Origin of the sequence: Persicitalea jodogahamensis (genome assembly GCF_014651615.1) — a bacterium.
Classification (GTDB): Bacteria; Bacteroidota; Bacteroidia; order Cytophagales; family Spirosomataceae; genus Persicitalea; species Persicitalea jodogahamensis.
The window spans coordinates 425,450-447,925 of the sequence record NZ_BMXF01000003.1 but is presented as its reverse complement, the minus strand read 5'-3'; the positions used below and the strand labels follow the sequence as shown (position 1 = coordinate 447,925).

At 51.0% G+C, this 22,476-nt stretch carries 14 protein-coding genes; 10 read left to right on the top strand and 4 right to left on the bottom strand.

Annotation, left to right across the window (positions count from 1 at the left end):
- Positions 1-139 precede the first annotated feature (139 nt).
- The 7 genes from queG (at position 140) to IE117_RS17265 (ending at position 11,130) form a co-directional block, all read left to right on the top strand.
- Entirely contained in the window at positions 140-1,084 is a 945-nt protein-coding gene (gene queG, locus IE117_RS17295) for a tRNA epoxyqueuosine(34) reductase QueG (RefSeq protein WP_189565731.1), read from the top strand.
- 208 nt (positions 1,085-1,292) lie between these two features.
- Positions 1,293-4,427, top strand: a complete 3,135-nt coding sequence (locus tag IE117_RS17290; RefSeq protein WP_189565730.1) for a YCF48-related protein — start codon at positions 1,293-1,295, stop codon at positions 4,425-4,427.
- Between the two features lie 85 nt (positions 4,428-4,512).
- Positions 4,513-5,769 (top strand): PQQ-dependent sugar dehydrogenase, encoded by a 1,257-nt coding sequence (locus IE117_RS17285; protein ID WP_189565729.1) that lies wholly within the window; start codon positions 4,513-4,515, stop codon positions 5,767-5,769.
- Between the two features lie 91 nt (positions 5,770-5,860).
- Entirely contained in the window at positions 5,861-6,706 is an 846-nt protein-coding gene (locus IE117_RS17280; RefSeq protein WP_189565728.1) for a universal stress protein, read from the top strand.
- A 54-nt stretch (positions 6,707-6,760) separates the two neighbouring features.
- Positions 6,761-7,852, top strand: a complete 1,092-nt coding sequence (gene corA, locus IE117_RS17275) for a magnesium/cobalt transporter CorA (RefSeq protein ID WP_189565727.1) — start codon at positions 6,761-6,763, stop codon at positions 7,850-7,852.
- Positions 7,853-7,889: 37 nt separating this feature from the next.
- Complete coding sequence (locus IE117_RS17270) at positions 7,890-10,361, top strand: bifunctional UDP-N-acetylmuramoyl-tripeptide:D-alanyl-D-alanine ligase/alanine racemase (RefSeq protein WP_189565726.1); 2,472 nt, start codon at positions 7,890-7,892, stop codon at positions 10,359-10,361.
- A 190-nt stretch (positions 10,362-10,551) separates the two neighbouring features.
- Positions 10,552-11,130 carry a collagen-like protein gene (locus IE117_RS17265; RefSeq protein WP_189565725.1) on the top strand — a complete coding sequence of 193 codons (579 nt, stop codon included), beginning with the start codon at positions 10,552-10,554 and terminating at the stop codon, positions 11,128-11,130.
- Positions 11,131-11,224: 94 nt separating this feature from the next.
- On the opposite strand, the gene IE117_RS17260 is transcribed toward IE117_RS17265, so the two are convergent.
- The 4 genes from IE117_RS17260 to IE117_RS17245 all read right to left on the bottom strand — a co-directional run bounded on the left by IE117_RS17260 (position 11,225) and on the right by IE117_RS17245 (position 19,176).
- Positions 11,225-13,378 (bottom strand): FN3 associated domain-containing protein, encoded by a 2,154-nt coding sequence (locus IE117_RS17260; RefSeq protein ID WP_229581060.1) that lies wholly within the window; start codon positions 13,376-13,378, stop codon positions 11,225-11,227.
- A 133-nt stretch (positions 13,379-13,511) separates the two neighbouring features.
- Positions 13,512-14,966, bottom strand: coding sequence for a DUF1501 domain-containing protein (locus tag IE117_RS17255; protein WP_189565723.1), 1,455 nt, complete (start codon positions 14,964-14,966; stop codon positions 13,512-13,514).
- Positions 14,967-15,077: 111 nt separating this feature from the next.
- Positions 15,078-17,402, bottom strand: coding sequence for a PSD1 and planctomycete cytochrome C domain-containing protein (locus IE117_RS17250; protein WP_189565722.1), 2,325 nt, complete (start codon positions 17,400-17,402; stop codon positions 15,078-15,080).
- 202 nt (positions 17,403-17,604) lie between these two features.
- Positions 17,605-19,176 carry a glycoside hydrolase gene (locus tag IE117_RS17245; protein WP_189565721.1) on the bottom strand — a complete coding sequence of 524 codons (1,572 nt, stop codon included), beginning with the start codon at positions 19,174-19,176 and terminating at the stop codon, positions 17,605-17,607.
- 308 nt (positions 19,177-19,484) lie between these two features.
- Between IE117_RS17245 and IE117_RS17240 the strand changes: the two genes are divergently transcribed.
- The 3 genes from IE117_RS17240 (at position 19,485) to IE117_RS17230 (ending at position 22,434) form a co-directional block, all read left to right on the top strand.
- Positions 19,485-20,729, top strand: coding sequence for a pyridoxal phosphate-dependent aminotransferase (locus IE117_RS17240; protein WP_189565720.1), 1,245 nt, complete (start codon positions 19,485-19,487; stop codon positions 20,727-20,729).
- Position 20,730: 1 nt separating this feature from the next.
- Positions 20,731-21,531, top strand: coding sequence for a queuosine precursor transporter (locus IE117_RS17235; protein WP_189565719.1), 801 nt, complete (start codon positions 20,731-20,733; stop codon positions 21,529-21,531).
- Between the two features lie 156 nt (positions 21,532-21,687).
- On the top strand, positions 21,688-22,434 hold the full coding sequence (locus IE117_RS17230) for a class I SAM-dependent methyltransferase (protein WP_189565718.1): 747 nt from the start codon (positions 21,688-21,690) through the stop codon (positions 22,432-22,434).
- Positions 22,435-22,476 lie beyond the last annotated feature (42 nt).

The following is a 22,476-nucleotide window of genomic DNA, read 5'->3' as shown; positions in this document are numbered from 1 at the left end:
CAAAGTAGCCACCATACCAGATATTCGCAATTGAAAGGCGGGGCAGTTGAGTAGAAAAGAACAAAAGTACCGGTTACATGCATCAACCTAAGAAAGTATCTTTTTCACGCTCATCATACTGAAACCTTCACTACCTAAAATGACCACCAACGACCTACTTCAACAAGAGCGCACAAACCTGATTAAAGTAAAGGCCCAGGAACTCGGATTTGACTTTTGCGGCGTGTCTCGGGCAGAATTTCTGGAAGAGGAGGCGCCTCGTCTGGAAGATTGGCTCAACCGGAATTGCCACGGTAAAATGGGCTATATGGCCAACCATTTTGATAAACGCCTCGACCCGCGCAAGCTAATGGACGGAGCCAAATCCATCGTGTCGGTACTTCTTAACTACTACCCCGGAGAACGCCTGCCCGAAGGATCTGACGACTTCAAACTTTCCAAGTACGCCTACGGCACCGACTACCATTTCGTACTGAAAGACAAACTCAAAGATCTTCTTGCCTTCATCCAAACCGAAATCGGCGAAGTGGCAGGCCGCGCTTTTGTGGACTCTGCCCCGGTTATGGACAAAGTGTGGGCGGCCCGCAGCGGCCTGGGCTGGGTAGGCAAGCACTCCAACCTACTCAACCGCGATATGGGTAGTTTTTTCTTCATCGGCGAACTCATCCTCGACCTTGATCTGGCTCCCGATGGCCCGATAGCAGACTACTGTGGCACCTGCACCCGCTGTGTGGACGCCTGCCCCACCGACGCCATCACCGAACCCTACGTGGTGGACGGCAGCAAGTGCATCAGCTACTTCACCATTGAACTCAAAGAAGCCATCCCTGACGAAGTAAAGGGTAAATTTGAGAACTGGATATTCGGCTGCGATATCTGTCAGGATGTCTGTCCGTGGAACCGCTTCTCCCGCCCTCATACTACGCCGGAATTCGATCTCTCGCCGGAACTGAAGGCTTTTACCAATTCAGATTGGAAAGAGATTACGGAGGAAGTTTTCAAAGAAGTCTTCCGCCGCTCACCCGTGAAGCGGACGAAGCTGGAAGGATTGAGGCGGAATGTAGGGTTTGTTCGAGGAGAGTAAAGAAGATTGTGAAGTATCGGGCTGCTTACCTTTTCATGTGTAGGCGGATATAGGGTGGCAATCCAGCAATATAAATTCTGGATTACAGCCATCCATTTTAGCAATCCACCTTTTTGCACCTGATCCGATGAATTTACTTTTTCCGCTCCATTTTTTTCGTTTGTCTTTCTTTACCTTTTGGGGCATAGTCCAAATTATTTTATGCTCTTTGCTCCTTGGGTTTCCTGCACACGCTCAACCAGGGCTGGTAGCACACTATTCCTTCAACGGTGTATTTTTCGATCAAACTACCAACGCCAACCACGCCATCGCTACGGGCAACCCGGCCTTTACCGCCGACCGCAACGGACAGGCAAACAGCGCCATCAACTTCGGCGGCTGCGGCAATCCGCAGTTTCTGCGCATTCCCAACTCCCCCAGCCTACAAGTTAACGACGCCATGACGGTGGCGTTCTGGGCCAAGGTCGATTTGAGCAGCGGTATGGACCCCGGAACAGGTACTTGCGATGCCAATGGGCGCCACGTATTTTTTGCCAAGGGGGGCGATGGTTACGGCGTGTCGCCACCGGGCATTTTGGGGATGACCTACCCGGCCGACGGGCAGCAAAAAGTCTCGTTTGAAGCCAACGCCGGCCAGGTCAACACGGTCATAACGAAGGAATTTCCCGGCCCTACCTGGCATCACTACGCCTACGTGCTGACCACCAACGAAGTAAAACTTTTTATCGACGCCCAGCTGGTGCATACTTCGAAAGGTACCCTGTCTTTCGCGCAAGCCAATCAACAGGACTTGTACCTGGGCGTGATGGGACCGAAATCGTCTCCCGTCCTGGGAATCACCTACTGGTACCCACTGAATGGGGCGCTGGACGACGTCAGGATTTTCAACCGCGGATTGGGGGCAACGGAGATTGGCACCGTGTTCGCTTCCGATGATGCGGGTAGTTGCGCCCCTGCTGCTACCACGATTCTCCCGGCTAGCAACACCCTGTTCTGCGACGGCCAACCGCTCACGCTTAAAGCGGCTTCCATTTCGCCGGGGGTGCAGTTGCAATGGCAGCGCGACGGACAGCCCCTCCCCCAGGCCACGCTCGACAGTCTCGTCGTCACTCAGCCGGGTACCTATCAGCTTGAAACTACCAAGCGGCAGGATATGTGGAAGAGTGATATCGGAGGTTTCAAGACGACGATGAACGATGTGCAGTTTGTTGGAAATACGGGTTGGATCGTGGGCGAGTACGGACTGGTGCTGAAAACTACCGATGGGGGCGGTACTTTCGATACGCTGGCGACGGGGCGGCAGGAAAAACTCACCACCGTTAGTTTTGTGAATGCACAAGTTGGCTACATTGGCGGGGCGAGTGGGTTGATACTGAAAACGGAAAACGGCGGCACGTCTTGGTTTCCGTTAAGTTTTCCGAGCATCGGTGCGGTCAGGAAAGTACAGTTCCTGAATGAGAATACTGGCTATGTACTTGCTTCCCAACCCGGCTTCGTTTCAGACAGCTTTCTGTACAAAACTACTAACGGAGGCACTGACTGGGTTCAGGTTGGCTTACCTAACGCCGACAAGATTATAGATATAGCCTTCGTGGATGCTGACTTCGGCTGGATCGCATCAGCAAAGGATATTCACTCGACCAGCGATGGTGGGATCAACTGGACGCTCAGGAAAAGAATATCCGATTGCTACTCCAAGCGTTTCAACATGATTCATGCCTTCGACAAGAGTACCGCTTGGGCCATGTACTACCCTGACGGATATTGTAACAATAGCACCAATACACTTATGAGAACGACCGATGGTGGCACAACCTGGACAGAGCATAATCTTTCGTTCCCTTACGCCTCCACTCCGCTGAGTTCATACTTGTCTCCCACCGATATTAATTTTCGTGACGCCCAGAACGGGTATGTTGTCGCACAGTTTTCCAGCAAAAGGGGTGGTTCAAACACCTGGGGCGGCAGCGTCATTTACCGTACCCAAAATGGTGGACAAACCTGGACAGACATCTACAACAGCATCCTTCAAGCTGACTTCTATGCCATAGACTTCACTAACTCACAAGCATTGGCAGTTGGAAAAGGAGGATTGTTGTTCGACATTTCAAGTACCGGAACTATTTCAGCCAAAAATCCCCAGAACCGAACCTACCTCCCGCTCAAAACCGTAGGCGGCAATTCGAACCGAGTATTCGTAGGCGGAGGTACAATCAACTTTCCCCAGCAGTATGTGAGTAATCCAAGGAGTGCTTTGCTCACTAAAATTCCAAATCAAGACTGGGAGAAGACAGAAACCGTAATTACCTACAGTACCGATTATTATGTGACTGGTACCGTATTCAATCAGATAAAATTCAAAGACGATAAGTTTGGTTGGCGGGTCGCCTACCAAACGTTAAGCACCACCCACGATGGCGGCAACACCTGGGCACCCATTTTTGACAATTCTGGTCAGCAAAACCCTCCCTGGTATTATTTTTATTCTATTGAAAAAGCTCACTTCCAGAATGATAGTACGGGTTTTGTACTGGCAGCCGTCCCACAAGCCGGACTTAGTCTGATAAGTTTCAAAGGAAAGTCGCGCAGCAATGTGGAAATTCCATTCAAAGATCAAGGTGCACCATACAGTTCGGGAATGCTCGATCTCCAATTCATCGACAACAACACCGGATTTATCACCACTTACAACGGCAAGCTCATCAAAACTACCGATGGTGGCAACTCGTGGAGCGTCCAGTTGGCTAAAGCTAGTACGCCACTCTATCGGGTCTTCTTTGTCAATGCCCAAACAGGCTGGGTCATTGGTGACGGTGGCCTGATCCTGAAAACAAACGATGGAGGAAGTACCTGGACGGAACAAACCTCTGGTACTTTGGCCGATTTGCGCGGGGTTTATTTCCATTCGGCGCAGGAAGGCTACGTAGTCGGAGGTAACGGCACTTTGCTAAAGACCTCAAACGGAGGTACTACTTGGATCAGGATAGTAACTGATACACGATACACACTCAGAGACATAAATTTTACCTCCCGTAACGAAGCTTATGCCGTAGGGGAATCGGGTACAATCCTCTCTTTTGATCCGACCCTCCTACCCGATTGCAAAACTACCTCGGCGGCAGTCAATGTGAGCCAAACTACCGGCATGGTTTGCGAATCAACGGCTAGTGGCGAGTGGAACAATGCTTCTACCTGGAGTTGCGGCCACGTGCCGTTGAGTTGCGACCAGGTCGTAGTCGGTCACGTCGTCACCCTGAGCCAATCCGTGCAGGTGCGGGCCGTCGAGATACGGCAGAACGGGCAGTTGGCCGTGCAGGGTGGGAATGTCCTGGTACAAAACTAGGGAAAGAGGGTTTGGCATTATTCTTTTCGCCTCAATCGGATTGAAAAATCAACCGACTTACCCATTTAAAGGCCCGAAAAGAACTATGAACTACCAACTCAACACCCTTGCTGTCGGAATTTTGGCGGTATCTTCCCTACTCAGCAGTTGCCAATCTCAGGAAAAGCAAGAGGCTGCCAATCAAGACCCTGACTCCGTGCAGACTCAGGTTGCCTCCCTTACGCTTCCCCCACCCTATGCTACCGAATCGGTACGAAACGAAGGAAAAGCCATTGGCTGGGAGGATGGGCAAATGCCTCAGGCTCCCGCTGGTTTCAAAGTGGAGAAATTCGCTGCTGACCTGGAACACCCTCGCTGGATTTACCAGGCTCCTAATGGCGATGTTTTTGTGGCCGAATCCAATACTAAAAAATCGGCCAACCGTATCACGCTTTTCCGGGGTGGTAATCCCGCAGCTAAAACCGCATTCCTGGAAGACCTCGACCAACCATTTGGAATGCTGGTCCTCGGCAACTACTTCTATGTCGCTAACACCGGAGGGCTGATGCGCTTTCCCTACCAGGCCAGTCAAACAAAAATGACTGCCAAAGGCGAGAAAATTCTCGATCTGCCCGCGGGGGGCTACAATAACCACTGGACCCGCAACTTGTTGGCGAGCCCTGATGGTAGCAAGATTTACATTTCCGTCGGCTCTGCCAGCAATGTAGCCGAGCACGGCATGGACGAAGAGAAACGTCGCGCAAACATCCTGGTCATCAATCCCGACGGCTCAGGAGAAGAAATTTACGCAAGCGGCCTGCGCAATCCTGTTGGTATGGATTGGGTTCCGGGCACCAGTACGCTATGGACGGCAGTAAATGAACGCGACGAACTTGGTGATGACCTGGTACCCGATTACCTGACGAGTGTCAAGAAAGGAGGGTTCTACGGATGGCCTTATTCCTACTACGGCCAAAACGTCGATCCACGCAGGAAGGATGAAGCTCCCGAGTTAGTTAAGCAGGCCATCGTACCGGATGTACCGCTCGGGTCGCACACGGCTTCGCTGGGGCTGGCTTTTTATGACAAAGACAAGTTTCCTTCCAAGTACCAGGGCGGGGCTTTCATTGGGCAGCACGGTTCCTGGAACCGCTCACAGCTTTCGGGATATAAGGTAGTTTTTGTTCCTTTCAAAGACGGTAAGCCAAGCGGCAAGATGGAGGATTTCCTGACAGGCTTCATTGCCAATTCTGAGGATAGCAAAGTATATGGCCGTCCCGTCGGGGTAACCGTGCTGGACGATGGCTCAATGCTGGTGGCCGATGACGACAGTGGGACAATCTGGCGGATCAGCGCTCAATGATTTTTTGTTTGATTATTCTGATTAACAATTTAGTAACAGCCCCTACGGCACAAATTTGCTAAATTGGGCAAAAAATCAACCTTCTGACCTCATGAAAAAAATCCTCATTCCCATTGACCTTTCGGAACATTCTGCCCGTCCGATCGCGGCTGCGAAGTTGCTTGCCGACCGTACTGACACCGAATTGCTGCTGCTGCACGCCTACCAGCCTTATGCGCCTGACATGCCCGACATGACTGTTCCGGGAGCCGTGGGCATGGTGCCACTTTCACCCGAATTAGAAAAAAGTTTCAAAAAACGCCTCAACGATCAGGTAGCCGCTCTGGAGAGCGAGGGGTTCCGCGTCGAGGGGTTATGGTCAGTCGGGGGTATTGAACCCGCCGTTACAGAAGCCATAGCTGAGTATCAGCCCGACCTGGTAATTATGGGACGTAGCGGCGAAGGAGGGTTCCTCGACAGTCTGATCGGTAGTTCGGCCACGGACATCGGACTCGATGCCAAGTGCCCTGTATTGATCGTGCCGCCTCAGGCATCACCAGCCAAATTCAAGGAAATCGTATACGCAACACAATTGGAGTACGATGAAAACGACGTTTTGCGGCAGGCCCTGCCCGTTTTCGAACGAATGGCCGGAAGGGTGACATTCCTGAAAATAAGCTCACCCGCTCAGCCTGATGTACAACCGGACGATCAATATATGGACCAGATCATGGGTGAGTTTGGCGTTCCCCGTCAGGCTTTTGTGGTGAGGGAATCCGGAGCGGTATTGCAGGGCATTGAGGATTATTGTGACGAAATCGATGCTGACCTGCTGGTGATGTCCACCCGCAAGCGAGGGTTTATAGAAGCCTTCATCACCAATCCCAGTCTTACCAAGAAAATGATTCTGCACACGCACATTCCCCTGTTGGTTTACCATATTGAGGATAGCGAGTAGGTTTGGTACCTTTGTCAGGTCGGGAAATTTCCTGACCTGACAAATTGAAGTAAAATGGCTACCCGAATCAGAACGCACCGGAAACAACGCAAAAATCTTCTTACTTCCCCCGGCACGCTTACCTACGTCGGCAAATCGGTCGACATCAAGACTCAGATCAAACGGATCGAGTATAATGCTTCATTCTACCACGAAGCCATCGATTCGAACCTTGACGTTTGTTTACCCCGAGCAGAATCCACCGACCAGCCATTCGTTACCTGGCTCAACGTCACCGGCATCCATGAACCCGACGTGATCGGACAAATCGGGAAGATGTACCAGCTACACCCCCTGATGCTGGAAGATGTGATGAACACCGACCAGAAGCCCAAGGTCGAAACCTACGAAAATGGCCACTTGTTCGTCACGCTCAAAATGCTGCACTTTGATGAAAACTCCCCTACTGAACTGTGGGCAGAACACATTTCCTTTGTTTTGGGAAAAAACTACCTGATTTCTTTCCAGGAAGAGCAGTCTGGCGACGTACTGACCCCCGTGATCGACCGACTGAAGGCATCGGTAGGCAAAACCCGCCGCAGCGGACCAGACTACCTGCTTTACGCGTTGGTTGATGTCATTGTGGACAATTATTTTCTTGTACTTGAGAACTTCGGCGATCAGCTGGATCAACTGGAAGATCAGGTCATTTCCGGCTACCAATCGCAATCGCTCTCTGAACTCTATTCAATCAAACGCGAGCTGACGTTCGCACGGCGGCTCATCTGGCCGCTTCGCGACATGGTAGCGCAGCTCGTTCGGCCCGACGACCCGCTGGTGTCCAAGCGCGTCCACCCCTACATGCGCGATGTGAATGACCATGTGATGCAGATCATCGAAAGCCTCGACGCCTACCGGGAACTACTGGCGAGCCTGGTCGATGTGCATCTTTCGACCATCAGCAACCGCATGAACCAGGTCATGAAAACGTTGACTATTTTCTCGGCTATTTTTATGCCCATTACCTTTATTGTCGGGGTTTACGGAATGAATTTTGACAATATCCCTGAGCTCCACACCCGGAACGGCTACTTTATTACCTGGGGAGTCATGGGCATGGTTACTTTGGGCATGCTTGGTTACTTTCGCTGGAAAAAGTGGCTCTGACAATTCCTTTCCTTCCTAGTTTTTCTAATACTTTTCCATGAGTCTAATCGACGCCCAACCTTCTGAAATCACCACCCAGGCTCATTACCTGCTTACCGACAGTCGCCAACTCAGCTTTGCAGCCCGCAGCATGTTCTTTGCCTTGACCGGCGAGCGCCACGACGGTCACCATTTTTTAAAAGAGGTACATGAGCGGGGTGTCCGGGAATTCGTTGTGGAAAAATCTTCCTTGACACCCGTCTTAAAATCAGAGATGGAAGCATGGAAGGATGCCACAGTCTGGGTAGTGCCCGACAGTCTGAAAGCATTGCAAAATATCGTCGCCAGGCACCGGGCCCAGTTCACCATCCCGATTGTGGGAATTACAGGCAGCAACGGCAAGACGATCGTCAAAGAATGGCTAGCGCAACTGCTCGCGCCCTCTGAGCGCGTGGTGGCTAGTCCCAAAAGCTATAATTCGCAAATTGGGGTTCCTCTGTCGGTTTGGAACCTGAACGATACGCACTCCATTGGCCTGTTTGAAGCGGGCCTGTCCCGACCTCACGAAATGGAGCAACTGGAACCGATCATCCGGCCCACGGTAGGCATTTTCACCAATATTGGCTCGGCCCACGATGAAGGTTTCCGCAGTCGCAAGCAAAAAATTACCGAAAAGCTCCGCCTTTTCACCCACGCCAGAAAGCTGATCTATCGCCATGATTATCAGGAGGTGGATGAGGAGGTTCGCCTTATTCTGCAGCGCGTTAATCCAGCGCTGCAAACCATTTCCTGGGGCACTGCCGATTCCGCCGAAGTACTTGTCCGATACGAGTCTCTGGAAAGCTTCACCCGGGTGTCTTTGACAGGTACCTTGGGTACGCATCAGTTTGATACCCATTTCCGGAATGAAGCAGCGCTTGAAAACCTGACGCACTGCCTGGTATTCCTGCTGGATTTTGGTCTCAAACCTGACGTGATTCAGGATCGTATCCGAGCATTACGGCCCGTTTCGATGCGACTCCAACTAAAAGAGGGAATTCATCATTCTTACGTCATCGACGATACCTACAATAATGATTTCCAGGGGTTGGTGATGGCGCTCAATTTTCTGGGCCAGCAGGAGAATCGAAGCCGACGCGCGGTAATTCTTTCCGATGTGCTGCAAAGCGGCCGACCTGCCGAAGAGTTGTACGGCACGATCAATCAATTGATTATTGAAAAGAAAATTGATCTTCTGGTTGGAATCGGCCCAGAAATTACTCGGCAAGCCGGACATTTTAAGATGTCGGAGAAATACTTTTTCCAAAGTACCGAGGCTTTTTTACAAACCTTTCCCCTCGATAAGATAACCGACAGCGTAGTTTTGGTCAAAGGGGCCCGGCCCTTTCATTTTGAAAAAATAGTTAACCGGCTCCAACAGAAAGTGCACGGAACCGTACTGGAAATTAATCTGGACGCCCTGACACATAACCTCAATTACTACCGCAATAAAGTGGGCTCAGGCACCAAAATCATGGTAATGGTCAAAGCCTTTGCTTATGGCAGCGGCAGCGCGGAAGTGGCCAATTTATTACAATTTCACCGTGTGGACTATCTGGCTGTAGCCTACGCTGATGAAGGCGTGGCCTTGCGCCAGAGCGGCATCACACTTCCCATAATGGTGATGAATCCCGATCGGAGCACTTTCGAAAATCTGCTCGAATACGGTCTTGAACCTGAACTTTACAGTCGTCGCATCCTGGACGAGTGGCTCAGTTTTGCCAATAATCAAAAAGAAGAAACCGTTTTTCCCGGTGTACACATCAAACTAGACACGGGAATGCACCGGCTGGGATTCGAGGAAAATGACTACGACTGGCTGGCGGAAAGATTGTCCAGCAACCCGACTCTCAGGATTCAAAGTGTATTCAGCCACCTTGTTGGTGCTGACGAGGGAGAACTGAACGCTTTTTCGAAGCAGCAATTTGAACGGTTCATCGTTGGAGCTACCCATCTGGAGACTGCGCTGGGTTATTCATTCATCAAGCATATCCTCAATTCTGCCGGTATCGTCCGCTTTCCTGAGTACAAATTGGATATGGTTCGGCTGGGCATCGGGCTGTATGGCCTTGAAGCCACCGGGCAGGACCAGCGATTCCTGCAAACGGTAGGTACGTTGAAAACTACCATCTCACAAATCAAGTACCTGAAAGCCGGCCAAACCGTTGGCTACGGGCGCCGCGGCCAGCTCTCCCGCGACGCAACCATCGGCACGATTGCCTTGGGCTATGCCGACGGGTATGATCGGGGTCTGGGCAATGGCGTAGGCCAGGTGAGCGTCAATGGCACGCTTTGCCCTACTATCGGAAACGTTTGTATGGATATGACCATGATCGATCTGACCGAAGCCAACGCTGAAGAAAGCGATGAGGTCATTGTTTTCGGTAAGGAAATTCCCATCACTGATTTGGCGCAACGTGTTGGCACGATTCCTTACGAGATCTTAACCGGAGTGAGCGAGCGCGTGAAGCGGGTTTTCTTTAAGGAGTAGCTGATACTCCCCGTTCCGTCAATCGTGCAGCATTCATTCTGGTTTATTTAATGGCTTTCGACTTTAAACCCACTTCTTCCGTAGGGGTCGTACCAGCAACAAATTGTCGCAGGAGCAGTTTTCAAGTTGTATAGTTTTTATTTACATGTCCCTTGTTATATTTTCATTCACCTCAAAATCTATTTAAGCTATGAAAAAGATCCTCATGTCCCTTTCGTTGTTGGCCACTGTATTCCTGTTAAGTTGTGATGGACCAGCCGGCCCGGCTGGTTTCGATGGCCCTCCCGGTCCCCAAGGACCACAAGGCCCCGCTGGTCCAGCCGGCCCCCAAACCCTCGGTACCGTATTTGATGTTACGGGAAACTTCACTACCGCTAACGATTTCCGTATTTATTTTGATTTTCCAGTTGATAAAATTGAGGTATTCGATACCGATGTCGTGCTGGTGTACCGTTTGTGGGAAATAGTAGATAATGATTTGCCGGTGTACCGCCCGCTACCACAAACGGTATTTATGTCCAACGGAGCCATGCAGTACAGTTTTGACCATACTTTTCGTGACGTCAGCATGTTTCTCGACACTCAGTTTGACCGTACAACGCTGGAATCCAAGTGGACGACCAACCAGACTTTCCGAGTTGTGGTGATTCCGGCCGACTTTGCTGCGAACGGTCGCCTGAGTGAACCAGTTGATTTTAACAATTACGATGAAGTCAGCGAACTGTTGCAAATCGGCCAGCGGAAAGTCGAAAAATATAAAGCCAAGTAAAAGGTAGCTGATAGTCAAAATAAAAGGCTTCGTGAAATGATTCACGAAGCCTTTTATTTTGACTGATCCAAGCGAGGCCTCAACCATTCCCTGGTCAGTTCACCAGGATTTCGTCCATAAACACCCACCCTTTGTTTCCTTTGTTGCCGTGCCAGGCCGGAATTTTGGCTAGTGGCACTGCTACCACTTTAAGGTACTTGACCTGAGTTGGGTCAAATTCGAAATCATAGAGCTTGTCTTCATTGCCAGGGTCTTTCTCACCGGGCATTTCTGGTTTCTGAGTACCCAGCAGTTTTAATTTATCAACTTCCATTCCGCCCCAGATTTCCATTTTTACGGGAGGGAATATGGATGAACCGACATTTTGAAAAATACTCAACGAAACTTTCCGGGCCGTTACGGGCCGATCGTAAGACAGCAATGCAATCAACGGCTCTTCCTGAATCCCAATCCATTTTTTGCTGTTCTGGTCGCGGTTGCTCTTGATGCCGTCGATCAGCACCCGGTTGCCGATCCCTTTGTAACGATCGCTGGGCTTGGTCAACAACCTCATACTATCGGGCGGGTAGGTAGTGCGATAGAATTTGCGGCTCATCACTTCGCTGCCGTACCAGCCCGGCGGCTTGAAGGCACGGGCTTTAAGAGTGGTCGTGTTATTTATCCTGATGCCGTCTTTATAAACGAGAGAATTGACGCTGTCGGGTTCGGTGTCGTCCAGGGTATACCGGATAACCGCGCCCTTAATCTGATGTTCGAGTTTGAGGACAGCTTCCCCTTTCAGGATTTGCTCTTTGTTAATAACATTGGGTGGGTTTAGCTTCAAAACTACGGTATCACTGCGAAAGCCCGATTCCAGCGACACGCCCCGCAACTCTTTCTTCAACTGACTGAACTCTTCCGGCTTTATGCCCGTATTCCAAACATAGAGGTTGCGCAATGCATTGGCATTTTTCAGTGCAAGGAGTTGAGTAGCTTTGACCGGGGTACCTGTTAAGGAAAGTTCGCGAAGGTGCGGGAGTTTGGCTAATTCGCCCAGGGTACTTCCGGTAATGTCGGTGAAGTTGAGCAGCAGTTTACGCAAATTGCCAAACTGCGCGATCAGCTTCAAATCTTCATCCCGAACCGGCATCTTGCTGGCGTCCAGTTCTACAATCTGATCTTTGATGGGAGTCAGGTCGCTGAGGTCGGAACTTTGAAAGGCGGATTCACTAAAAAAACTCACCGAAAGTGCGGGCGACTCCTCCGAAAGTGGTGTGATGACCCGATAATCCGTGTTTAGTTCTTGAATTTTCTTATCATCCGCCGCCGCAAACTCATAGCTATTTTCATCTTCTGCCACGGTCAGCCGATTGGAAGCAAAACGGTACAGGGGATCGTCGGCGGGAAACTCAACTACCCTGGCCGTGAAACTCGACCCTCGCCTGATCCAGCTTTCCAGTACCTGAATTTCATCATCGGTCAGCTGTACTTTACCTCGTGGAGGCATATGTTTCTTATCGTCCAGCGGAAGATGTGCCCGAGTCAATAGCAGTCCCAGGTCAGCCTTGGTAGTATCCCAGGGTGTCCCGTTTTTCCCGCCTTTGGCAAACAATTCGGTGGTGGTCATGATGAGTTCACCTTTGGCTTTCTGTGGGTTGTGGCAGCTGACACACTTTTCTTCCAGAATGGGCTGCACCACGTGTGCGTATACCAGCGCGTCGTTCATTGCCACCAGCGGGGCCTGATTGTCTGACATGAGTGGGGCCAACAGAAATTCTTCGCCATGAGTAATGTTGGCGCCCAGGTGTCCGGCGACCAGCAGCACAACCATGGTCAGGCCGGACAGTACCTTAGCGGGCAGAAGGTGCCTGGGCAGTCGGTTTCGGAAAGCATACCAGCCAAAACTTACAAAGGCGGTCGCAATTCCGGTCCATTTATGCCAGTAAAGGGCACTGGCGTCGTAGCCCGGCTCCTTAGAAAGCATAAAGCCCATCATGGCCGTAAGCGTAGCCGTAAACGCCCCCAAAAGCAGCACGTTATCCGCCCAGTACTTTACAGGGGAACCCGCTTCGGGCCGGGGCGCAATGATCACCCATACTCCATACAGCATCAACACTGTGATGGGAAAGTGCAGAAGCAACGGATGCATTCTTCCCGCCACTTGCAGCCACTGCGGCACGACCAATAGATTCTCAAAAACCAACAGAAAAGCCAGCAGGCAAACCAGAAAGAAAGTGGCGTTATAGACGAGGGTTATTAAGCGGCTCAATTTGGAATGATGGGATTGGTAGTGAATGTCGGAATAAGCAAATGCAGTATCGGGGATATGAAGCGAAAGCAATGTCCGTCGACCACCGCCTTGGGGCGATCCGCCGTTCGACATTCGCTCCTTCACACTTATTTTAAGCAATAATTCCCTTTACAACTTTTCCCGCCACATCGGTGAGACGATAGCGGCGGCCGAGGTGCTTGTAGGTAAGCTTCTCGTGGTCGATGCCCATTTGATGGAGGATCGTCGCATGGAAATCGTTGACGTGCACCGGATCTTTGACAATGTTATAGCCAAACTCGTCCGTTTCGCCATAAACACCCGGCTTGACGCCACCACCCGCCATCCAGACCGTGAAGGCACGCGGGTGATGGTCGCGGCCATAGTTGTCCGGAGCAAGCTTTCCCTGGCAATAGTTGGTGCGACCAAATTCACCGCCCCAGATGACCAGGGTTTCATCTAGCAATCCCCTCTGTTTCAAATCAGTAATAAGCGCAGCCGACGACTGATCCACATCCCTGGCCTGGCCCAGAATCTCGCGGGGCAAGTTGCCATGGGCATCCCAGCCCTGATGGTAAAGTTGTACGAAACGAACGCCTTTTTCGGAAAGTTTTCTGGCCAGAAGCACATTGGCGGCATAAGTACCCGGCACCAGACATTCGGGGCCGTAAAGTTTGATGGTACTTTCTGGTTCACGGCTGACATCCGTTATTTCCGGCATGGCGGTCTGCATGCGGTAAGCCATCTCGTATTGCTGAATCTTGGTATTGATCTCCGGGTCGCCGAATTCGTCATAAGTACCCTGGTTCAACTCGGCCAGTTTGTCAAGCATTTTCCGCCGCTCGGCCATATCCATGCCATCGGGATTATTGAGGTAAAGTACCGGGTTTTCGCCACTGCTAAACTGCACGCCCTGATGCACGGAATCCAGAAAACCGTTGGTCCAGAGCTTGGAATAAACCCCCTGCCCATTGCCCTTTCCACGTGACAGCAACACGCAGTAGGCGGGTAAATTCTTATTCTCACTGCCCAACCCATAACTTAGCCAGGCACCCATGCTGGGGCGGTTGCCTACCTGAGCTCCGGTCTGAAAAAAGGTCAGGGCCGGGTCATGGTTGATGGCTTCGGTGTGGATCGTTTTGATAAAACAAATATCATCGGCGACGTTGGCGATGTTCGGCAGCAATTCGCTCACCCACATTCCCGACTGGCCATGCTGCTTAAATTTGAAATAGCTACCCGCCAGCGGAAAAGAAGACTGGCCGGAGGTCATGCCGGTAAGCCGTTGCTCGCCCCGGATGGAAGGGGGTAGTTCTTCCCCTTGCATTTTGTTCAGCATGGGCTTGTAGTCAAACAAGTCCAATTGGGAGGGCGCGCCGTTTTGAAATAAATAAATGATTCGCTTGGCTTTGGGGGCAAAGTGCGCCAGGCCAGCCAAAGCGGCATCAGCGTCTGCCTCCGGGTCGCCCTTAAAAAGATCGGGCATGAGCAGCGAACCCAACGCCACGCTTCCCAAACCTAAACTTAGTTTGGACAGAAAGTGCCGACGATTCTGGTTGAGGCCGAATTCGAATATGTCTTTTTCCATTGGGGATCAATTTTGAATTAGTGAATCAGTAAATGTCGGAATCTCGCTTCCGGTCAATTGATGAAGGCCGTAATTGCAAATTCCGACATTCCTTGATTCCAAATTGTTTTCCTACGTCTTGGTAATCGCCTCTTCCATATTGTAAATCGTGCTTACAACCTGCATCAGGGCGGCCCAGGAAGCGCGGTCGGCGATTTTGGCCGCGGGGTACTCCCCTACGTCGAGGGTTTTGGCGGCATTCAATTTCTTTTGTCTGAAAAGGCTGGCCTGTTCATTATAGTAGTCTTTGAGAATTGCGAGCTCTTTTTCGGTGGGCTTGCGGCAGACGATGCGGCGGAAGGCTTCCGAAATTTTCGTTTCCGGATCACCTTTTTCCTGCATAAGTTTTTGCGAAAGGACGCGGGAGGCTTCCAGGACCGTTGGGTCATTCATCATCACCAAGGCTTGAAGCGGAGTATTAGTTTTGGAGCGCACCACTTCGCACTGGTCGCGGTTGCTGGCGTCAAAGATACCCATTGAGGGTGGTGGCACGGTGAGTTTGATGAAAGTATACATGCCACGGCGGTACAGGGCGTCCCCCTTGTCCTGAAAGTACTCCTTCAATTCGCCGCGCCCCGAGCTGGCCGATTCCCACAGGCCCGCTGGCTGGTAGGGTTTCACACTCGGACCACCGATTTTTTCCACCAGTAGCCCGCTGCTCGACAAGACCACGTCGCGAACGAATTCCGCCGGAATGCGGTAGCGCGCGCCGCGCGACAGGTAAATATTGTCGGGATCAATGGCCATTTTCTTCGGATCGACCTTAGCCGACTGGCGGTAGGTTGCCGAGGTGACGATCTGCTTTACGAGCCGCTTGATGTCCCAGCCATGCTCCATAAAATCCACCGCCAACCAGTCTAGTAGTTCGGGATGCGTGGGCAGGTCGCCCTGCATACCAAAGTCGCCAGTGGTCCGCACCAGGCCCCGGCCGAAGAACTGCTGCCAGGTATGGTTGACAAACACACGTGCGGTGAGAGGATTATTCTTATCAACCGTCCATTTAGCCAATCCGAGGCGATTACGGGGGTACTTTGTCGTATCGAACTTCATGACGGCAGGCAGCGGTTGGGCGTACACCTGCGTGGTAGGCGCATCGTATACGCCGCGGTTAAGAATGTAGGTGGGACGTAATGTGTCGCGTTCACCCAGAACCGACACGGTAAGAGCGCTGGTGTCCTGCCGGTTCAAAAATGAGAGCAGATCACTTGCATCCGAATTTGAAATAGTAACGATTGGCTTCTTTGCGGGCCTTGACTGGCTCACGTCCCCCTCATAGCCAACCTCAGGCGTATTGTTGAAGAACGCAAACATGGAGTAGTAGTCCTTCTGCGAGATGGGGTCATATTTGTGATCATGGCACTGGGCGCACTCGGCGGTCATAGCCAATATACCCTTGGTGTAGGTTTTGGTCTTGTCCAGGATGTACTCGATACGGTACTCCTCAGGAATCACGCCGCCTTCTTCGGTGTATTTGTGGTTCCGATAGAATCCAGTCGCCAGAATTTTCTCCTTATCCGTGTTTGGCAGCATATCCCCGGCCAGTGTCCAGGTCACGAACTTGTCATAGGAAAGATTTTTATTGAAGGCATGAATCAGCCAATCGCGCCATGGCCACTGGGTGCGGATGTTATCGTCCTGATAGCCGTAGGAGTCAGCGTAACGCGATACGTCCAGCCAATGCAGGGCCATCTTCTCGCCATAAGCCGGTTGCTTCAGTACTTCATCCACAATTTTGGAGTAGGCGTTCTCGCTGTTGTCGGCCATGAATTTATCCTGCAGTTGCAGCGATGGCACAAGTCCGGTCAGATCCAGCGATACGCGTTTGAGCAGGTACTCCTCATCGGCGGTTTCATTGGGTGCCAGCCCCTTTTCCTCCATTTTGGCCAGCACGAAGCGGTCGATTTCATTTCGGGGCCACTCCTCGTTGTCCACTTCGGGAAGTGGGGCCTTTTTAGGCGGCACAAAAGCCCAGTGCTTTTCGTACTTCGCCCCTTGCTCGATCCATTTTTTCATCAACTTCACCTCATGCTCGCTCAGCAGCCCCAGGTGTGATTCGGGTGTAGGCATTTGGTAGGCAGGATCGTCAGAAGTAATGCGCCGGTAGACCTCCGATTGCTCGGGCTTGCCCTCCACAAAGGCATAGGCCCCCTTGGTTTCGCGAAGGGGCAAAAACGCCGCCTCGGCCAGGTCAAGCCGCAGCCCGGCTTCCCGCTTCTTAGCATCAGGGCCATGGCAGGCAAAGCATTTGTCCGACAACATGGGCCGGATGTGGAAATTGTAGCTAACGACGTCGGGGATGCTTTCCTGGTTGGCCGGGCTATTTTTCTGAAAACAGGAACCAACGGCGAGTGCCAAAGCTCCTATAAAAGTCAGGAAAAGGATTAGTCGGATTTTCATAAGGTTCAGGCAGTTTCATGCTTTTTTAAAGTAATTTAAAAAAGCTATTTACTGATCTTTTAACGGTTTAGAGCCACTTTCCGTTCCTAAGCACTGATCATCAGCATAATAAAATACTCTGCCGATGGTAAAATCCCATGAAAAGGAAACGGTTCTCGAGCAGCATTCGTCATGAGTTTCGTACAGGTGTTGTCGCATCTGACTAATTGTAGTGTCCCACGAACGTTGTCACTGACTTGGGTTCCATTTGCAGCGTATTGCCGGACAAGGTATCCTTCGCCAGGTTTTTTTCTCGGCTGGTCGTATAGGTCGTGAAGGTTTGGTTTTTGAGCGATAGGCCGGAAAGCGGTAAAGCAACCGCTTGCTCTGTCATATTAACCCCAATAAAAACGATCTTGCGGCTGGCTTCCTCTTTATAAGCCGATACCATGTAAGTACCCGCTTGCGCAATGGGGTCAGGATGGTCTTTGAGCTGTACGTTCACCCGTTTCATTCCAGGCCGGACGAAGCGCGAAAAATTGCCGAAAGACCACAGCTGCTTGGATTCGACGACATTGCCTGACATGCGGGCATTGTCGTGATTTTTGAATTGTCCGTCGGGACCATTGATGTACACCAACCCGTCGCTGTAATCATACGGATTGATCGCCAGCCACCATTGCCACGAAGAAACGTTGGTAATGGTCAGGTCATTATGTATGACTTTGGCGACGTAAAGCCCGTAGTCGATACCGGTATTGCGCGGATAGCCATTGTATTGATCACAAATATTCCCCAGAATTCCGAACTCACTCTGCCACAACTCGGGGCTATCCACCGATTTTGCCGCCTGAATCGCTGCCCTTCGCGTGTTGACCAGATTGGCATCATCACAGGTTGTAAAGTAGCTGTGGAACGCCAGAATATTTTCCACCTTTGGCAGATCGTGCAGTGAATTACTTCCGGTATATAGCTGCTTCATTTGGTCACCCCGGCCTGACTCCGCCCGCTCGTAAAGAAAATTGAGCTGCGCCGTTTCCCCGTTTACTACCGTAGTATTTACATTTTGGGTGGACAGCGTTTTGGATAATGCCCTGGCCACATCCAGAATTTCGCTGTTTTGGGCGGGCGTACCTTCCTGGTTGGCTTTGCCGTTTTTGCCCGCTTTCCAGTCCCATTGAGGTTCGTTGAGCGGGCTGAGGTAATCAAAACCAAAATGCTCGGAGACTTTCGTTAGAAAATCGGCAAATGCGGGCATGAGTCCGGGCTTCAGGTTCAGCGAACCACCGCCCGGCGAGAAGGCTTTGCCGTTGACTGTCATGTGCACTGGGGGCGATATGGAAAAACCGAGCGTGTACCTGACGCCACGTTGTTTTGCCGCCCGCAAAAACCACTGGCTACCCGCTTGCTTGGTCCAATCGTATTGGCCCTTCGCATCTTGAAAACACTCTTCGCGGCGCCACGGATCCTTGATGTCGCTGGCTTCACCCTGCTCATAACTACCCGCGCCAATATTCATACGCCACAAGGAAAGCCCGATCCCTTTGGGCTGGCCATTCGTAAGTGTGTCCTGACTGAAAAGTAAATCGGCGATATGATTCTTTTTTGTTTCGTCTTCCCATTCCCCCACAAATTTGGCAGACCAGCAATCGGAGGCTCCGAAGCTATGGATTGTCTGGAACTCGCGGCTGAGATCAACCACGACTTTGGTTTGGGGCACCGGTACATCCGGAGTACCGCTTCTTTGAGTACAACACAGCAGTAAGGTTGCTCCGTACAAGAATAATTTATTCATAGTTTAGAGGATGATCTGGACCATCCGGATCGGTCTTCCGGTTCTAAAATAAAGAATCTGATAAACAACCCGACTTATCAGATGCGCTTAGTACATAGACCACACAGTGCTCGGGCAAAGAATGTGGACAAAAAGTATTCATTCCTGAGCAGATAGCGAACAAAACTGCTTCTCCGGCAAAGATTTGAGAGCATTCAGCTACTTCATGAAGTTTTGTACATTTGTCTTTTCAGTCAATAAATAAGGCGATGAAGCCAATATACTGTTGTACATCCGCATTAAGTAAGTATCCGTAGCCACCCACCTGCATGGAATTTCTAAAAAGTCACCGTCTCGATAATCTGAAATATGATATTCGCGGCCCGGTATACAATAAAGCCCAGGAGCTCGAAAGCCAGGGGTACAAAATCATCAACCTGAACATAGGCAATCCCGCGCCTTTCGGGTTTGATGCGCCGGATGAGATTGTTCACGATATCATCATGAATATCCGGAATGCTCAGGGCTACGCTGACTCGCGCGGATTGTTTGCAGCCCGGAAGGCGGTGATGCATTATACTCAAACACAGGGCATTCCCGGTGTCGAAATCAATGACATCTTTATCGGAAATGGCGTCAGTGAGCTGATTCTGCTCTCGATGCAGGCGCTGCTCAATACAGGAGACGAAATCCTCGTCCCTTCTCCGGACTACCCGCTATGGACCACATCCATTGCGCTAAGTGGCGGCAAACCTGTACACTACATCTGTGATGAAAGCAATGAGTGGAATCCCGATCTGGATGATCTGGAAAGTAAAATCACTCCACGCACCAAGGGCGTCGTCCTGATCAACCCCAACAATCCGACTGGGGCGGTGTACGATCGGGAAATTGTGGAGCGAATCGCCCGCATTGCCGAGGAACACGGTCTTATCATTTTTTCGGATGAGATTTACGACCGGATCCTGTATGATGACGCGGTACATTATCCCATCGCCACGATGGTGGAGCACACGCTGTGCGTGACATTTGGCGGCTTGTCCAAGAATTACCGGGCAGCGGGCTTCCGCGGCGGCTGGATGATTCTGAGCGGCGCGAAAAAGCGCGCCAAGTCCTATGTAGAAGGAATTCTGCTCCTGGCCAGCATGCGCCTTTGCGCCAATGTCCCCACCCAATATGCAATTCAGACTGCCCTGGGCGGCTACCAGAGTATCCACGATCTGGTACTTCCCACGGGGCGGCTGCACAAGCAGATGAATGCCGTGCATGACCGCCTCACCCAAATTCCGGGCATCAGCTGTGTGAAGCCAAGCGGTGCGCTTTACCTGTTCCCAAAAATCGATTTGGAATTGTTCGATTTTCAGGATGACAATGATTTTGTGTATCGCCTTTTGAGTGAACAGAAAGTGCTGGTCGTGTCGGGGACGGGATTCAATTATGTGCGCAACGACCACTTCCGCATTGTGTTCCTGCCCACGATGGACGAGCTTAACGAGGCGGTGGATCGGATTGCCCTTTTTCTGGAAGCGCACCGGGTTCCCGCGCTTCTAACGGTAGGAGAAGTCCTGAGTTAGTATGACCTCAATCGCCGCCACCGCCGATCAGAAAGGGCAACGACTGTTTCTTTTTCTGTGCGGACTTTTTCTGACCAATGCCCTGATTGCCGAGATCATTGGGGCCAAGATTTTCTCCGTGGAAAGTCTGTTGGGCATAGCTCCTGCGCAAATAGCTCTTGGCGGGCAGTTGCTGGACTTCAACATGTCGGCGGGGGTACTCAACTGGCCCATCGTTTTTATTACCTCCGACCTGATCAATGAGTACTTTGGCCGGCGTGGCGTACGACGGATTTCTTTCCTTACAGCGGGCTTTATCGTGTACATGTTCGGCACCATCTACATCACCACCATGCTGCCGCCCGCCCAGTTCTGGCTCGACCTCAATAGTACCGATACCGCCGGTAATTCTTTCAATATCAACGAAGCTTTTTCACTGATTTTCCGGCAGGGCCTGGGCATCATGATCGGGTCGATCGTGGCATTCCTGCTAGGCCAGTTGCTCGATATTTCGGTGTTTTCCTGGTTGCGCCGCCGCACGGGACCCAAGCACATTTGGCTGAGAGCTACGGGGTCGACACTCTTTTCCCAACTGGTCGACAGCTTCGTCGTGATTGGGGTGGCTTTTTACATTTTTGGCAATTGGAGCATTGCGCAGGTACTGGCCGTCGGTTCGGTCAACTACTTATACAAAGGTGCGGTGGCCATTCTGACTACTCCCCTGCTCTATGTGGCGCATTACTTTATTGATAATTATCTGGGAAAGGAGCACGCCGAAAAAATGGTAAACGACGCGGCAGCAACGGCCTACATCGGAGTCTAGCGCTCAAAAGATGGATGTACCTGTTTCAGCAATAGCATTTTGAGGTCCCAGAGTTAGATTTTACCACTCTGCACTATGACAAATTGGTCATAATTCGTTGTCTTTAGCCATAAACCTTATATGTTTGTCCTCTCAAAATATCATCAGACTAATTAAATGAGCACGTCACTTAAAGAGAACGTTAAAGCCTTCAACCAAAATGTCCAGGAAAATGAAGGTTTTCTGTACACCACTAATGCCCAGTTTTCTTCCCATGTCGCCAACAAGCGAATTTCGGATGAAATATTCAAATTCATCAAGCCTGAGTACCAAACGCTGATTGACATTGGCTGTGGGGACGGAGTGTACACCAATAATATCAAGCAAAATTTTCCGCATCTGGAAGTAACGGGCTTCGACCCGGCCGATAAGGCCATCGAAATCGCCTCCAAAAACTACCCTGATGTCACGTTCAGCACCCTTAATCTTCTGGACGAAAACCTGCCCGTCCCGGAGAAAAAGTACGACGTTGGTGTCATTCGTGGTGTACTTCATCACCTGGCTGACCAGCAACTGGCGTTGCGAAATGCCTTCAAGCTGGCGGATAACATCATCATTATGGAGCCCAACGGCAATAATCCCATCCTGAAACTGATCGAAAAAACCTCAAAGTACCATATCGAACACGAGGAGCAGTCGTTTTTTGAGTGGCAGCTTAAGAAATGGATTCGCCACGCCGGTGGACAGGTGGATCAGTGGTCTTATGTGGGTTTCGTCCCTTTCTTTTTCCCGACCGGCCCAGCCAAGATCATTTACAAATTGCAGCCCTTTCTGGAAAAAGTACCCATCGTCAAGCACGTGTTTTCAGCGCAGTTCATTATTGCCTGCTCTTTGAACAAGTTGCCCGTACATTCCAAAAAATAAGAAGGCCTGAATTGGCCCGGACTTCGCTGCCTCCCTCCTGTC